Here is a 13,786-nt window from a genome sequence, read left to right on the forward strand (position 1 = left end):
CGCGCGATGAAGTTCGCCAGCGAAGGAGCCACGGTGGCGGCGATCGCCGCTGCCGTGGCCGTAGCGGCGGGTGCGGCGCTGGGATGGCCGGCTTTCGTTGTCGGCGCCGTCGTGGCCACCGGCGTGCTGCTGTTCTTTCGCGATCCCGAGCGTTACCCGCCGACCGAGGGCGATGCCATCATCAGTCCGGCCGACGGCCGCGTGGTGGCGGTGGAGGAGAACGCGACGCCGCACCGCTTCGCTCCCGAAGCGACTTCCCGGATCACGATCTTCATGTCCCCCCTGGACGTCCACATCAATCGCAGCCCCGCCGCCGGCGTCGTCGAGAGGGTCGAGCACCGGCCCGGCAAGTTCGCTGCGGCCTATCGGGCGGAAGCCTCCGAGATCAACGAATCCAACTCGCTCCTTCTGCGCACCTCCTCGGGTGCGCGGATCGTGGTGGTGCAGATTGCTGGATGGCTCGCTCGCCGTATCATCTGCCATGTGCGTCCCGGCGCGGAGCTGGCGACGGGCCAGCGTTTCGGGCTGATCATGTTCGGTTCCAGAGTCGACGTCTTCCTCCCTCCCGGCACCCGGCTGATGGTGCGCGTCGGAGAGAAGGTGCGATCGGGCGAGACACTCATCGCGCAGCTCGTCCAAGGAGCGGCCAATGAAACCCAGGCAGCGTGACCTTCGCGTAGCGCCGCTGCACGACGGCGTGCCGCGCGGGATCTATCTCCTGCCCAATCTGGTCACGTCGATGGGGTTGTTCTGCGGCATCTTCTCCATCGTCCAGACGATGCAGGGCGCCTACTACAACGCCGCGCTGGCGATTCTGGTCGCCCACATCTTCGACGGCCTGGACGGGCGCATCGCGCGCATGACCAACTCGACCAGCCGCTTCGGGATCGAATACGACTCCCTGTGCGACCTGGTCTCCTTCGGCGTGGCTCCCGGCCTGCTCATCTATAAGTGGGCGCTGGTGCCGTGGGGAGTCTGGGGCTGGACCGCGATCAGCCTCTACGTGATCTGCTCGGCCATCCGGCTCGCGCGCTTCAACATCCTGGTCGGACGCATCGACTCGAACTATTTCATGGGGCTGCCGGTGCCGGCTTCGGCGACGATGCTCGCATCGGTCGTGCTGATGTATCGCTACGTGGGCCGCTCGGGCCTGCCGGCCAAGCACGTCACGCTGCTGCTTCTGACGTGGTCGCTGGCGCTGCTGATGGTGAGCAGCATCAAGTACCCGAGCTTCAAGAACCTGAAGCTGCACAGCCGCCAGCCGATCTCGCGCTTCGTGGTGCTCGTGCTGCTGCTGAGCGTGGCGGTGGCGGCCTACCAGGCTTTCCTGTTCGCAGGCATGTCGCTGTACGTGGCCTCTGGCCCGGCGCTGTGGCTGTGGAGCCAGTGGCATCCGAGCAAGGAGGCGCCGATGGCCGCATCGGCGGAAGTCGATGGCGACGAGGGCGAGCGCGACGAGCGCGGCCACGGTGGAATTGCTTGACAGCCCCTCCCTGGCGCGGGTAGTCTCGCGGCCGGTACGAATCGATGACGTCGCGCAACGACATCACCACGCTTGCGAGCCTGCTCCTTAGATGCCCGTCCGGGGCCTCGGCGGTGGTGTAGCTCGACAAGACATCATCGCGAGCCGCGGGCGGGTCAGCATAGAATCACCCGCGGACGAAACGAGACATTGAGAAAAGCCGCGGGTTCCCGCGGCTTTTTCGTTTGTGCCGCCGGAGCCCGCAGCGGATCGAGCGCTGCCGCCACCGTACGATGGCGGCGCGGAGCGACGAAGGAGAAGCAGATGACCACGACGAACAACGCCGACGATTGGGTACGCATTTTCGATACGACCCTGCGTGACGGCGAGCAATCGCCCGGCTGCACCATGAACGTGGAGGAAAAGCTGGTCGTGGCGCGCCAGCTCGAAGCGCTCGGCGTGGATGTCATCGAGGCCGGTTTTGCAGCGGCCTCTCCCGGCGATTTCGAGTCGGTCAAGGCCGTCGCTGCCGCGGTCAGCGGCCCGGTGGTGCTGAGCCTGGCGCGCCCGCGCGAGGCGGACATCGAGCGCGCGCTGTCGGCGGTCAAGGCGGCCAGGAAGCCGGGCATCCACGTCTTCATCGCGACCTCCGACCTGCACCTGGAGCACAAGCTGGGAATGTCGCGTGCCGAGGTCATCGACGCGGCGGTGTGGGCGGTGGAACGCTGCAAGCGCGACGTCGATTACGTCGAATTCTCGGCCGAGGACGCATCGCGCAGCGACGTCGAGTATCTGATCCAGGTGTTCGGCGCGGTGATCGCCGCCGGTGCCCGCGTATGCAACGTTCCCGACACCACCGGCTACGCGGTGCCGGCGCAGCTGCGCGAGCTGTTCCGCCGTCTGAGCACCGAAACTCCCGGCGGCGACCGCGTCATCTGGAGCACGCACAACCACAACGACCTCGGACTGGCCGTGGCCAACTCGCTGGCGGCCGTCGAAGGCGGCGCACGCCAGGTCGAATGCACGATCAACGGCATCGGCGAGCGCGCCGGCAACACCTCGATGGAAGAGGTGGTGATGGCGCTGGACACGCGCCGCGACCACTTCTCGGTCGCCACGCGCGTGAACACGCGCCAGATCTACCCAGCCAGTCAGACTCTCTCGAAGGTGATCGGCGTGCCGATCTCGCCGACCAAGCCGATCGTCGGCGCGAACGCGTTCGCGCACGAGGCGGGCATCCATCAGGACGGCGTGCTCAAGAACGTCCTGACCTACGAGATCATGCGACCGGCCTCGGTTGGCCGTGTCAGCAATGCGCTGGTGCTCGGCAAGCACTCGGGGCGCCACGCCTTTGCCGCCCGCCTGAAGGAGCTGGGCATCGATCTGACCAGCATCGACGTCAACGAGGCCTTCGCCCGGTTCAAGGATCTGGCCGACAAGAAGAAGGACGTGTACGACGAGGACCTCTTCGCCATCGTCGCCGAGGATCTGGACGTGCCGCAGCACTTCGAGCTGCGCGACGTCGAAGTCGCTTCCACCCTGCACGGCGCCCCGCGCGCGAAGGTGACGATGAGGGTCGGCGGCGCCGAGCTGACCGCCAGCGCCAACGGCGACGGCATCGTCGATGCCTGCTACCAGGCCATCAAGAACCTGACGCGCATCGATCCGAAGCTCGAGAGCTACCAGGTCAAGGGCATCACCGGCGGCACCGACGCCATCGGCGACGTGTCGTGCTTCATCCGCGAAGGCGACATCGGCGTGCGCGGGCACGGAGCCCACACCGACGTGGTAATGGCCAGCGCGCTCGCGTTCGTGGACGCACTCAACCGGCTGCAGAGCCGCCGCGCGCGGCAGGCGGCGGCCGAGGAAGTGGCGGCCATCGACACGGTTGGTCCCTAGAGCCGATCATGCGGCCACGGCCGTTCGCACATCGAGCATACCGCGCGACCTCGGCGTCGTTTCGCGCGGCGAGGCCGCGCCGGGGAGCGTGAGAGTCCGCGGACTCATCGAGTATCTCGGCACGGGCTGGGCCGGCTGGCAGGCGCAGGACGGCGTGCCGACGATCCAGTGCGAGATCGAGAAGGCGATCCGCATCGCCACCGGCATCGAGCTGCGCATCGCCGTGGCCGGCCGCACCGATGCCGGCGTGCACGCGCACGGGCAGGTCATCGCCTTCGATGTTCCCGACGACACCGACCTGTTTCGCCTGCGCGGCTCGCTCAACGGGCTGACGGCCGACAGCATCTGCGTCGTCACGCTGGAGCGCGCCGGCGACGCCTTCGACCCGCGCAAGGACGCCGTCTCGCGCACCTACCGCTACACGATCGTGCACGGGCGGCCACGCTCTCCATTTCTCGACGATCGCGCGTGGACGCTCTACGCGCCGCTTCCGGTCGAGCGCCTGCTCGAGCTGGCGCCGATGGTCATCGGCGAACGCGACTTCCACGCCTTCCGGGCCTCCGATTGCGAGTCGCGAAGCACGTTCCGCAACGTCCTCGACAGCCGCTGGGAATCGGACGGCACGTCGGTCCTGACGTACACGGTGACGGCCAACGCGTTCCTGAAGCAGATGGTGCGCACGCTCGTGGGCACCATGGTCGACGTCGCGCTGGACCGGGTCACGAAGGAGACGTTCGCACTGCTGTTGTCGGGCAGGGGAACGCGGCAGGACGCGGGGAGGACCGCGCCGGCCAGGGGCCTGACGTTGCTGCGCGTCGATTATCCAGCCGACGCGCTACGGTCGCCTATTCGATGACCGTGCGGGACCAGGCGGCCGACGCGCTGCGGCCGCCTACTCGATGATCGCGTACGACCACGTCTCGGTCATTGCACCCGCCACGCTCTTCAGGAACGCCCGCAGCTCGATCGGCACGTTGCTCTTCTTCTTCAGCTGGAAGGAGAGGCGCCATCCGCCTGTGTCCGGGTTGCGCACGACGTAGTGATCGAGAAGATCGGCGGCGTCGGCCGGCGAGACCGAGATCACCGCCACCGGCGGCTGCGCGTCCGGCAGCGCATTGAGCTCCTTGCCCGTGAAGTCCAGGACGAAGCGGTTGGTGTCGCCCTTGGCGCCGGCGTCCTGGCGGGTCGCGATCACGCGCCCGCCTGGTGGAAGCTGCGGATCGTCCATGAAGAAGGAGACCGTGTAGGAGAAGTCCAGACGCTGCCCCGGCTTCGGCGGGCTGTCGGGAACCCAGTACGCGACCATGTTGTCGACGAGCTCGGTGTCCGAGGGAATCTCGTCGAGTTCCACGCGTCCGCTGCCCCAGTCGCCCTTTGGCTCGACCCAGGTGCTCGGCCGCAGCTCCATGCGCGTCTCGAGATCCTGATAATTGGCGAACGTACGGTCGCGCTGCAGCAGGCCGAAGCCGCGCGGGTTTTCCATGTGAAAGCCGCTCGCGTTGATTCGCTTGGGGTTGTCGAGCGGGCGCCACAGCCATTCGCCACTGCTGAAGTGCAGCAGCAGGCCGTCCGAGTCGTGCACTTCGGGCCGGAAGTCGTCGAAGCGGCGGCGCGAGCTTTCGCCGAAGAAGAACATGCTGGTCAGCGGCGCGATCCCCAGCTTCGTGATGGCCTTGCGCGGAAAGAGATGGGACTCGACGTCGATGACGGTGCGCGCGCCCGGACGGATGTCGAAGCGATAGGCGCCGGTGATGCTAGGGCCCTCCATCAAAGCGAGAATCACCAGATGGTCTGCGCCCGGTGCCGGCTTCTTTAGCCAGAACTCGACGAAGTGCGGAAACTCCTCGCCGGTCGGCGAGACGGTGTCGATGGCGATGCCGCGTGCCGAGAGCCCGTAGACGTTGTCGCGGCCGAGCGCGCGGAAATAGGTGGCGCCGAGGAACACGATCAGCTCGTCGTAGTATTCCTTGCTGCGCATCGGTGCGTGCACCCGCAGGCCCGCGTAACCGATGTCCTTGGGGATCCTCGCCGCAAAGTCGTTCTTGCCGTAATCAAAGGACTTGACGTCGAAGGGAACGGGGCGAACGCCGTTCTCGTCGACGACGTTGATGGCCACCGTCCGATCGTAGTAGAGGCCGGGGTGGAAGAACTGCACCTGGAAGGGCAGCGCTTCGTCTCGCCACAGCGATTTCTCGGGCTTGAACCGGATGTCGCGCCACTGATCGTAGGTCATCGACCCGACCAGCATCCACTTCGGCACGGCCTTGCGGTGGTCGCGGTATTCCTCGCGCGACAGCGTCAGCGCCCGCGCCGTGACGTCGTCGATGGAGAAGGCGTGCGCCGGTGCTGGCCTCGCGACGACCGCCATCACGGCGGCAAGCACGATGGCGGAGGCGGGCGCTGCGATGGCCCGCACCTTCGCACCCAGATCGCATTGCCGCCGGCATCGCTGCGACGGCAGCCGCCGGGTGCCGGGCGCCAACCCCGACGCGCGGCACGCGAGCGTGCAGAAGAAGCTCATTGGCATTTCCCTACGCGGCGGCCCTTGAACGTGCCGGTCACCGGTATCTCCAGCATGCCGAACGTCATCGCCAGCTCGAGCACGCCCGACACCGAGCTGGTCGTCGAGCGCAGCGAGCCGGTGCCGGCCATGGGACCTGCCGGCGTCTGGCATCGCATCTTCCAGCTGGCCGAGCTGCCGCGGATGACGACGCTGCCGATCCTGCATTCGTCGAGCTGCCGCATGACGCGCTCGGGCGTCACCACACGCTCGCGCACGCAGGTGCGGTGACGCTGCTGCCAGGCCGTCCCGCCCGTCGGATCAGGAATGGAGGAGGAGAACTCCCAGAGGCCCGGCTCGACCGGCATGCCCGCAACACCGGCCGCTGCCGCCGCGCACGGCGCCATCATCAGCATCAATGCCACCAACCACCGCCACCGCCACATCATGCGCCCGAGCCTACCGGGCCTTTTGGTACGCGTCCATTCTCGCTACCGCTGCCGATCGCGAAAGAAGCGCTTCCCCGACAGGCGCTCGGGCAGGTACGACTGCTCGCGAGCCTCTTCCTCGTGGCCGTGCGGATAGACGTAGTCCCTGCCGTAGCCGAGCTTGCGCATCAGGCCCGTCGGCGCGTTGCGAAGGTGGATGGGCACGGGCAGCGCACCGCTGGCCCGGACCTCGGCGATCGCGGCCTCGCCGGCCATGTAGGCGGCGTTGCTCTTGGGCGCCAGCGCCAGGTACGCCACCACGTGCTGCAGATTGATGCGCGCCTCGGGCAGGCCCACGAACGAGACGGCATCCTTGGCGGCCACCGCCAGCGGCAGCGCCTGCGCATCCGCCAGCCCGATGTCCTCGCTGGCGAACACGACCATCCGGCGCGCGATGAAGATGGGATCTTCTCCCGCCTCCAGCATGCGGGCGAGCCAGTACAGCGAGGCATCGACGTCGCTGCCGCGCATGCTCTTGATGAACGCGGAGACGACGTTGTAGTGCTCGTCGCCCGCCTGGTCGTACAGGAGCGCCTTCTTCTGCAGCCCCTGCTCGGCCAGCTCGACGTCGATCACGGTCTTGCCTTCGGCCCTGGCCAGATCGGCGGCGGCTTCGAGCGCGCCGAGCGCGCCGCGCGCATCTCCCTGCGCCGCCGTGGCAAGAAAGGCGCACGCTTCGCGGTCGATGGACAGGCCGCTGCCGCCGAGGCCGCTCTCGACGTCCTTCAGCGCGCGCTCGATGATGGTTGCCACCGCCTCCTCGCTCAGCGGCGACAGCACGACGACGCGGCACCGCGACAGCAGCGGGGCGTTGATCTCGAAGGACGGGTTCTCCGTCGTGGCGCCGACGAGCACGATCTCCCCGCTCTCGACGTGCGGCAGGAACGCGTCCTGCTGCGCCTTGTTGAAGCGGTGGATCTCGTCGACGAAGACGATGGTGCCCTTGCCCGACAGGCCACGCCGCGCCCGCGCCTGCTCGATCACCTCGCGGATGTCCTTGACGCCCGAGAGCACCGCCGAGAGGCTGACGAACTCGTAGCCGGAACGGCCCGCCAGCAGGCGCGCGATGGTCGTCTTCCCGCTTCCGGGCGGGCCCCAAAGGATGCACGAGCGCGGCGGCGTGGAGCCCCGCAGCATGCGGCCGAGGAACGTGTCGGCGCCGAGCGCCTCGTCCTGCCCGACCACTTCCTCGATCGTGCGCGGCCGCAGCCGCTCCGCCAGCGGAGCCTGCGCACGCAGGCGCTCGGCATCGCCGCGCTCGAACAGCGAGGACTGATTCTGCCGTTTCATGCGGCCTGGCTGGGCTGACAGGTCTGCACATCGTCGGCGCTCTCGACCGCCGCGCGCGTCAGCTTGCCGACGCCGACGCCGGTCATCGCCAGCGCCGCCAGGCCCTGGCCGACCAGCGTGAAGAACTGGACGGCGTTCAGCAGCAGGCCGTACGCCACCGCCTGCGCTTCGGGAACGCCGTACAGACCGAGCGCGACGACGGAGGCGATCTGGAAGACGCCGAACATTCCCGGCGGATTGGGCAGCGCGGTTCCGAGGCCGATGCAGACGAAGATGACGAACGGCGCTCCCATGGGAAGATCCAGGCCGAAGCCGCGCAGCAGCAGCCAGCTCGAGAAGATCGGCAGCAGCCACAATGCCAGCGTCACCACGAAGACGACCCCGACCAGGCGCTTGTCGGGAAGGATCTCGAGGCCGCCTCGCGCCGTCATGAAGACGTGCCTGGCCCTGGCCTGGAAGTGATCGGGAAGCACGCGGCCGATGGTCGCGTCGAAGAAGCGCTCGCCGCGCAGCCACACGCCCGCCACCAGCCCCAGCAGCAGCAGGAACGTGACCAGGCTTCCCGTCGACGCCTTGTGCGCCCACTTCGGAAGCTCGGCCAGCACCAGCGTCAGATGGATGATGAGCACCATCACCGCCGTGTCCATCATCTTTTCGAAGATCCAGTTGCCGACGATGGCCGGAATGCGGATGCCGGTCTTCCACGACATCAGGATCGGCCGCACGGGCTCGCCCAGGCGGAACGGCAGGACGTTGATCATCATGTAGGCGATGGAGACGACCTGCCAGCAAACCGTGAACGGCACCGACGCCAGGGGCGTCAGCTCGATTTGCCAGCGCCACGCGCGAAACACCTGGATGAGAAGGCTGACGCCAATCGCGGCCACCAGATAGCGGCCGTCGAAGTCCTCGATGGCCTGTCCCACGTCGGCCAGCGAAACCTTGCGCAGGGCGAGCCACAGACACACCGCGCCGATGAGGCAGCCGGCTGCGACCTTCCCCAGCGCGCGGTGAAGCTTCACGGCCTGAGCACTCGCTTCGACCGGATCCGTCCCTGCTCGTCGAAGTCGTAGAGAAGCGGAACGCCGGTATCGAGGTTGAGCTCGAGCACCTGCTCGCGCGTCAGATCGTCCAGGCGCATGACGATCGAGCGAAGGCTGTTGCCGTGCGCGGCCACCAGCACGTTCTTGCCGGCGCGTAGCTCAGGCATGATCCGCGATTCGAAGTAGGGGAGCGTTCGAGCCGCCGTGTCGGCCAGGCTCTCGCCATCGGGCGGCGGAACGTCGTAGCTGCGGCGCCAGATGTGCACCTGTTCGGCGCCGTACTTCTCGGCGGTCTCGGCCTTGTTCAGCCCCTGCAGGGAGCCGTAGTGTCGCTCGTTGAGCGCGTCGTCGCGCTCGGTCGCAAGACCGGTCTGACCGAGCACCTCGAGCATGATCGCCAGCGTGTCCTGTGCTCGAACCAGCGACGAGGTGAACGCAATGTCGAAATGCACGCCCGTCTCGGCGAGCAGCTCACCCGCGCGGCGGGCCTCCTGACGGCCGAGATCGGTCAGAGGGACGTCCACCCAACCGGTAAACCTGTTCTCCAGATTCCACTGCGACTGTCCGTGACGGACGAGGGCCAGCGTTGCCACGTCATGCTCCTGTTACCGTTATGCGGCGGGCGAAGGGCTGCAGTCTAGGAGGAGGATGCTGGAAGGTCCACGAAAGGGAGCGGCGGTTGTCCGCTTCCGCGAAAGCGTCTAGTATCCGCCCGCCGAAAAAGTCGGGGCCGTAGCTCAGCTGGGAGAGCGCTTGAATGGCATTCAAGAGGTCGGCGGTTCGATCCCGCTCGGCTCCACCACTTCCCTCGGCAGTTCCCTTCCATCTCATCCTGCCTTCGCTCGCTGGCTCGCCCGTGGTGCGGGCCATCGGAGGAACCGCATCCGGATCGGGGCGGCTCCGCGCCGGCCGAGCGCGCATCGACTCCATGCCGAAGCGTCGGTATTCGTCTCGAACTCGCGGCCGCTTCCACGACGGCTCCATCACTGCCGATCGCTACCCTGGAGTTGCAAACGGGCGACAACGGGTAGTGCACAGCCGCGTCCCCCCGGCTGTGCCACGCGGTGTCGGCGCTCATGCAGCAATGCAGCTGCTTCCGCTTCGTTCGCAATGGGCCTCGTGCGTTCTCGCACGATGCCGCAAGCGCTTGTTTTCTGTCGCAAATTTGTGAGACAACGACGGTTGTGTCGGATTTTCTTGGCTTTTCTCAGTGTGGAATTTGCGCTCGAGACGGCCGGCGGGGCAAAAACCTTCACCCGGATGTTGACGCGCACGCACCTGCGGCGGCAAAGTCCGGCTCGACCCCGGGGGGTCGGCGGATCCGTTGGTGGGCGGTTTCGCGGTGTAGCTGCCTCGTCCTTGGCTACAAACGCAGTGCGTGCGCGCTACGGCAATGCCGAAGCGCGCGTTCGAAGGGGCCGGCGCGGCGGGCGGCGGCGGGAAAACGGGAGACGGATCATGCAGGCATTCACGAAGTTCATCGGTGACGAAGAGGGCGGGACCGCCATCGAGTACGCATTCCTGGCGGCTCTGATCGCGATGGCCGCGGTTACGAGCATGACGTCGGTGGGGAACAACCTGTCGGCGAAGCTCGACGAGATCGCCACCGCGCTGACCTGACGCAGGCCGCGCAAATCACGAAGCAGATCGCCACGGCACGAGCCGGCCGTGGCGCCGGACGCGAGCGGTAGGTGGCCGCTCGCGACTCCAACGAGAGGGGCCAGGCACGCTCCCGCAGTGGGCGCGTGCCTGGCCCCTCTACGTTCCGGCCCGCTCCTCGGCCGCCTGCTTGAACTCCCGCACCGAGTCGGCCAGCGCCGTTTTCTCGAAGGTGCGGCGCAGCGGCCCGGGCACCCACATTCCAAGCTCCAGTCCCTGCGTGCACGTGGCCTCGGTCAGCCCCGGCTCCAGTTCGATCAGCTCGTAGTTGCCCTGGATGTCCTGCAGGTCGCCGGCCACCATCTTCCAGGTCAGCCGGTGCGGCCGCTCGCTCTCGTACGACAGAGTGTAGTGGATCGTCTTCAGGACTGCGTCGAGCTCGAATGCAACGGTCCAGCGTCCGGCGTCGGGATCGGCCGATTCGATGCGCGCGGAGCGGATCATTCGGAACCACTGCGGGTACCGCTCGAAGTCCACGAGCGTCTCGAAGCACACCTTCATGGGAGCGCGCACCACTTCGGCGTGAGAGTGTGTCTCCACGCGCGGAAGCTAGGAGCGCAAGCTCGACTTGTCAAAGCAGGTATGACGCTATGATCGCGCGGTGTCGCACCATCCCCACACCATCGTGCTGCTCGGCCGCGGCGCGCTCGCGAGGGACGTTGCGCGACAGCTGGCGGCGCAAGGCGGCGACCGTCGCGTGCTGACCATTTCCACCACGGCCGATGCGGCGCCGGGCGAGCCGTTCGTCGATCCATCCGACGTTGGCAGCTCGCGAGCGCTCGCCGAGCACCTGGCCAGCGGCAACATCCAGATGCTCGTCGTTCTGGCGCTGTCGGAGTCGCCGGTGACGCCATCGCAGCCGTGGCTGCACGATCGAGCCGTCACCGACATGGTCGTCTCGGCGATCGGCCGCTGCAGCGAGCTCGGCAGCAAGCCTCCGCCGCTGATCGTGCTCTCGTCCACTGCAGTCTACGGCGTGGCTGCCGCAAGCCCGCTGCTGTTCCACGAGCGCAGCGCTTGCATCGCGGTTTCCGAGCGATCGGCGTGCGAGCGGTGGGCGCAGGGATTGCGTGCCGCCGAGGAGGAGCTGCGCTCGCTGCAGGAAAGCCATCGCATTCGCGTCGGCGTGCTGCGCGCGGCGCCGACGCTCGGCGGCCCCCTCGACAGCACGCTCGAGGCGCTGCTCCGCTCGCGGTTTCCCGTGCGCGTGCTCGGCTACGATCCGCCGGTGCAGCCGCTCGCGTACGAGGATCTGGTGCAGGCGGTGGTGCTGGCCATCGAGCAGGGTAGTGCCGAAGTGCTCAACATCGTCGGGCGGTCGGTCGTGCCGCTGTCGCGCCTGCTGGCGATGGCCGGCGTGTACGCACCGCCGCTCCCGGGCGCAGTTGCCGATCGCATCGCGCCGGCCGCGATGGATGGTGCGCGCCTGCGATGGCGCACCGTGGCCGACGGCCGTCGTGCGATGCAGGCGCTAGGATACCGGCCCGAGCGAAGCCTGGAGGAAGCACTGCGTGCGCGACGTTGAAAACATGCATCGCCGCGATTCATCGCCTTCGCTCGGCGGCCCGGAGGAAGCAACGCGTGCGCGACGTTGAGCCCATCGTCTACAAGGCAGGACGGCTGTTCCTGCTCGATCAGCGCAAGCTGCCGCATCGCGAGGAGCTGCTCGAGCTGCACGGCGCGGCCGACACGGCGCGTGCGATCCGCGACATGGTCGTGCGCGGCGCGCCGGCCATCGGCGTGACGGCGGCGTTCGGGCTGGCGCTGCAGGCCAGAAAGTTTTCCGCGCGGCGCCTGCGCGAGGACTTCGAGAAGGCGGCAGCGACGCTGCTGGCCGCGCGGCCCACGGCCGTCAACCTGAAGTGGGGCATCGACCGGCTGCGCGAGGTGTTCGAGCGAGAGCTCGAGCGCGGCGGCAAGGCGAGCGAGCCCGAGCGCATCGCCCGGGCGCTGGCGCGCGAGGCGCAGGCGTTGATGCGCGAAGACATCGAGGCGAACCGCGCTCTGGGCGCAGCAGGTGCGGAGCTGCTCGCCAAGGGCGACGTGCTCACGCACTGCAACGCCGGCGCGCTGGCAACGGCCGGCTACGGCACCGCGCTGGGCGTCATTCGCAGCGCGTGGGAGAGCGGGCGGCGCTTTGGCGTCTTCGCCACCGAGACGCGGCCGTTCCTGCAGGGTGCGCGCCTGACGGCGTGGGAGCTGGTGAAGCTGGGAATCCCGGTGACGCTGCTGACCGACGGCATGGCCGGCTCGCTTCTGGCCAGCGGGCGCGTGCAATCCATCGTCGTGGGGACCGACCGCACCGCGGCCAACGGAGACGTCGCCAACAAGATCGGCACCTATACGCTGGCCGTGCTGGCGCGCCGGCACGGCGTGCCGTTCTACGTCGCCGCGCCTACGTCCTCGATCGATCTTGCGTGTCCCAGCGGCGAGCACATTCCGATCGAGGAGCGCAGCGAGAAGGAAGTGACGCACCTCGGCCCGCGGCGCGTCGCCACCGAAGGAGTGCGCGTCTTCAACCCGGCGTTCGACGTCACGCCGGCCGAGCTCGTCACCGCCATCATCACCGAGCACGGTGTGGTCAAGGGCGACTACGGCAAAGGTCTTCGCAAGGTCGTGCGCGCCGCCGAGGAGCAGCGACGCACGCGACGCGAGGAGCAGGTAGGAAGACGTTGACCGCTGGCCGTTGGAGCAACGCCCGAAGCCACGTGTCGAGCCCCGGCCGCAGACCGCTCGTAGCGCCGATCGTCAGAGCCGTCGCTTCGCGCCGCGTCGCTTGTGTCAGTGCGCGTCGCCGAGCTCGACCTCGAAGGCCGGGTAGCCGGCTGCGAGCAGTCGGCTCTTGAGCTCGTTCAGGGCCGGACCGGCAGGAAGCCTGCCGACGCGAACGCGGTAGAGCTTCTCGCCGCCCGAATCGACTTCGACGATCTGCACCTCGCCGAAGGCATCGCCGAGCCTCTCGCTCATCGCATCCGCGCTGCTGCGCTGTCGATACGCTCCCACCTGCAGCGTCCGCAGCGGCCCCTTCGTCTCCGCCGCGAGCGGCTGCTGCGCCGCTTCGCCGCCTGCAGGCGGCGGTCCCGCAGCGTCGGGTGCGCCCTGCGGGACGGAAGCTTCCTTCTCGGCCGCCGGCGCGCTGCCCGGCCGCGGCGGCGGCGCGATCGTCACCTCGTAGTGATCGGCGCCGGGCGATGCGCCCTGCGCGGCACATGGCGTGGCCTGCGCGCACACCACCAGCACGATCATGATCGCGGCCCGCAGCGAGTTGGCGAGCATGTGCAGACCAGCGGCCGGCGTCGTCACCGTCACCGTCGCGCCGCGAGCGCCGACGTGCATCGCCCGCATCGCAGGCGTGGGTCGCGGCGTCGTCGCAGCCGCCGACGTCGCGGTGCGAGCGCAAGCGCGCATCACCGGCGACTCGGGCACACGCCGCGCAGCCGCCGCC

The 13,786-nt window shown here is 68.2% G+C and carries 14 protein-coding genes and 1 tRNA gene; 8 read left to right on the plus strand and 7 right to left on the minus strand.

What is annotated here, in order from left to right:
• The first annotated feature begins 6 nt into the window (after window positions 1–6).
• From VEC57_09000 to truA, 4 genes are all read left to right on the plus strand, one after another.
• Complete coding sequence (locus tag VEC57_09000) at window positions 7–669, plus strand: phosphatidylserine decarboxylase family protein (GenBank protein ID HYB99260.1); 663 nt, start codon at window positions 7–9, stop codon at window positions 667–669.
• Window positions 650–1,483 carry a CDP-diacylglycerol--serine O-phosphatidyltransferase gene (gene pssA, locus VEC57_09005; GenBank protein ID HYB99261.1) on the plus strand — a complete coding sequence of 278 codons (834 nt, stop codon included), beginning with the start codon at window positions 650–652 and terminating at the stop codon, window positions 1,481–1,483. The genes VEC57_09000 and pssA overlap by 20 nt, the downstream gene beginning before the upstream one ends.
• Before the next feature lie 303 nt (window positions 1,484–1,786).
• Window positions 1,787–3,361 (plus strand): 2-isopropylmalate synthase, encoded by a 1,575-nt coding sequence (locus VEC57_09010; GenBank protein ID HYB99262.1) that lies wholly within the window; start codon window positions 1,787–1,789, stop codon window positions 3,359–3,361.
• Between the two features lie 88 nt (window positions 3,362–3,449).
• Window positions 3,450–4,217: a tRNA pseudouridine(38-40) synthase TruA gene (truA, locus tag VEC57_09015; protein HYB99263.1), complete on the plus strand. Its 768-nt coding sequence runs from the start codon at window positions 3,450–3,452 to the stop codon at window positions 4,215–4,217.
• A 36-nt stretch (window positions 4,218–4,253) separates the two neighbouring features.
• Here the strand turns inward: truA and VEC57_09020 are convergent, their stop codons facing one another.
• From VEC57_09020 to VEC57_09040, 5 genes are read right to left on the minus strand one after another with little or no spacing between them, the layout of a single operon-like run.
• Window positions 4,254–5,882 (minus strand): glucan biosynthesis protein G, encoded by a 1,629-nt coding sequence (locus VEC57_09020; protein HYB99264.1) that lies wholly within the window; start codon window positions 5,880–5,882, stop codon window positions 4,254–4,256.
• Complete coding sequence (locus VEC57_09025; GenBank protein ID HYB99265.1) at window positions 5,879–6,310, minus strand: DUF3617 family protein; 432 nt, start codon at window positions 6,308–6,310, stop codon at window positions 5,879–5,881. Before VEC57_09025 ends, VEC57_09020 begins: the two co-directional genes overlap by 4 nt.
• A 42-nt stretch (window positions 6,311–6,352) precedes the next feature.
• Entirely contained in the window at window positions 6,353–7,639 is a 1,287-nt protein-coding gene (locus VEC57_09030) for a replication-associated recombination protein A (GenBank protein HYB99266.1), read from the minus strand.
• A complete protein-coding gene (locus VEC57_09035; protein HYB99267.1) occupies window positions 7,636–8,661 on the minus strand; it encodes a lysylphosphatidylglycerol synthase transmembrane domain-containing protein in 1,026 nt (341 codons plus the stop codon). The genes VEC57_09030 and VEC57_09035 overlap by 4 nt, the downstream gene beginning before the upstream one ends.
• Entirely contained in the window at window positions 8,658–9,275 is a 618-nt protein-coding gene (locus VEC57_09040) for a 2,3-diphosphoglycerate-dependent phosphoglycerate mutase (GenBank protein HYB99268.1), read from the minus strand. The genes VEC57_09035 and VEC57_09040 overlap by 4 nt, the downstream gene beginning before the upstream one ends.
• 133 nt (window positions 9,276–9,408) lie before the next feature.
• Between VEC57_09040 and VEC57_09045 the strand changes: the two genes are divergently transcribed.
• Window positions 9,409–9,484 (plus strand) — tRNA-Ala (locus tag VEC57_09045).
• A gap of 656 nt (window positions 9,485–10,140) precedes the next feature.
• Entirely contained in the window at window positions 10,141–10,302 is a 162-nt protein-coding gene (locus VEC57_09050) for a Flp family type IVb pilin (GenBank protein ID HYB99269.1), read from the plus strand.
• Window positions 10,303–10,440: 138 nt separating this feature from the next.
• Here VEC57_09050 and VEC57_09055 read toward each other — a convergent pair whose 3' ends face one another.
• Window positions 10,441–10,881, minus strand: coding sequence for an SRPBCC family protein (locus VEC57_09055; protein HYB99270.1), 441 nt, complete (start codon window positions 10,879–10,881; stop codon window positions 10,441–10,443).
• A 61-nt stretch (window positions 10,882–10,942) separates the two neighbouring features.
• Here VEC57_09055 and VEC57_09060 point away from each other — a divergent pair, with 61 nt between their 5' ends.
• Together VEC57_09060 and mtnA are read left to right on the plus strand one after the other, a co-directional pair.
• Window positions 10,943–11,866 carry an NAD-dependent epimerase/dehydratase family protein gene (locus tag VEC57_09060; protein HYB99271.1) on the plus strand — a complete coding sequence of 308 codons (924 nt, stop codon included), beginning with the start codon at window positions 10,943–10,945 and terminating at the stop codon, window positions 11,864–11,866.
• A gap of 56 nt (window positions 11,867–11,922) precedes the next feature.
• Entirely contained in the window at window positions 11,923–13,017 is a 1,095-nt protein-coding gene (mtnA, locus tag VEC57_09065; GenBank protein ID HYB99272.1) for an S-methyl-5-thioribose-1-phosphate isomerase, read from the plus strand.
• Between the two features lie 105 nt (window positions 13,018–13,122).
• Here the strand turns inward: mtnA and VEC57_09070 are convergent, their stop codons facing one another.
• On the minus strand, window positions 13,123–13,677 hold the full coding sequence (locus VEC57_09070) for an SPOR domain-containing protein (protein HYB99273.1): 555 nt from the start codon (window positions 13,675–13,677) through the stop codon (window positions 13,123–13,125).
• Window positions 13,678–13,786 lie beyond the last annotated feature (109 nt).

The organism is Candidatus Limnocylindrales bacterium (assembly GCA_035626395.1).
GTDB lineage: Bacteria > Desulfobacterota > Binatia > UBA1149 > CAITLU01 > DASPNH01.

Coding starts and splice junctions, on each gene's coding strand:
- VEC57_09000 (HYB99260.1), top strand. CDS start 7: ATGAAGTTCGCCAGCGAAGGAGCCACGGTGGCGGCGATCGCCGCTGCC.
- pssA (HYB99261.1), top strand. CDS start 650: ATGAAACCCAGGCAGCGTGACCTTCGCGTAGCGCCGCTGCACGACGGC.
- VEC57_09010 (HYB99262.1), top strand. CDS start 1,787: ATGACCACGACGAACAACGCCGACGATTGGGTACGCATTTTCGATACG.
- VEC57_09020 (HYB99264.1), bottom strand. CDS start 5,882: ATGAGCTTCTTCTGCACGCTCGCGTGCCGCGCGTCGGGGTTGGCGCCC.
- VEC57_09025 (HYB99265.1), bottom strand. CDS start 6,310: ATGATGTGGCGGTGGCGGTGGTTGGTGGCATTGATGCTGATGATGGCG.
- VEC57_09030 (HYB99266.1), bottom strand. CDS start 7,639: ATGAAACGGCAGAATCAGTCCTCGCTGTTCGAGCGCGGCGATGCCGAG.
- VEC57_09050 (HYB99269.1), top strand. CDS start 10,141: ATGCAGGCATTCACGAAGTTCATCGGTGACGAAGAGGGCGGGACCGCC.
- VEC57_09070 (HYB99273.1), bottom strand. CDS start 13,677: ATGCACGTCGGCGCTCGCGGCGCGACGGTGACGGTGACGACGCCGGCC.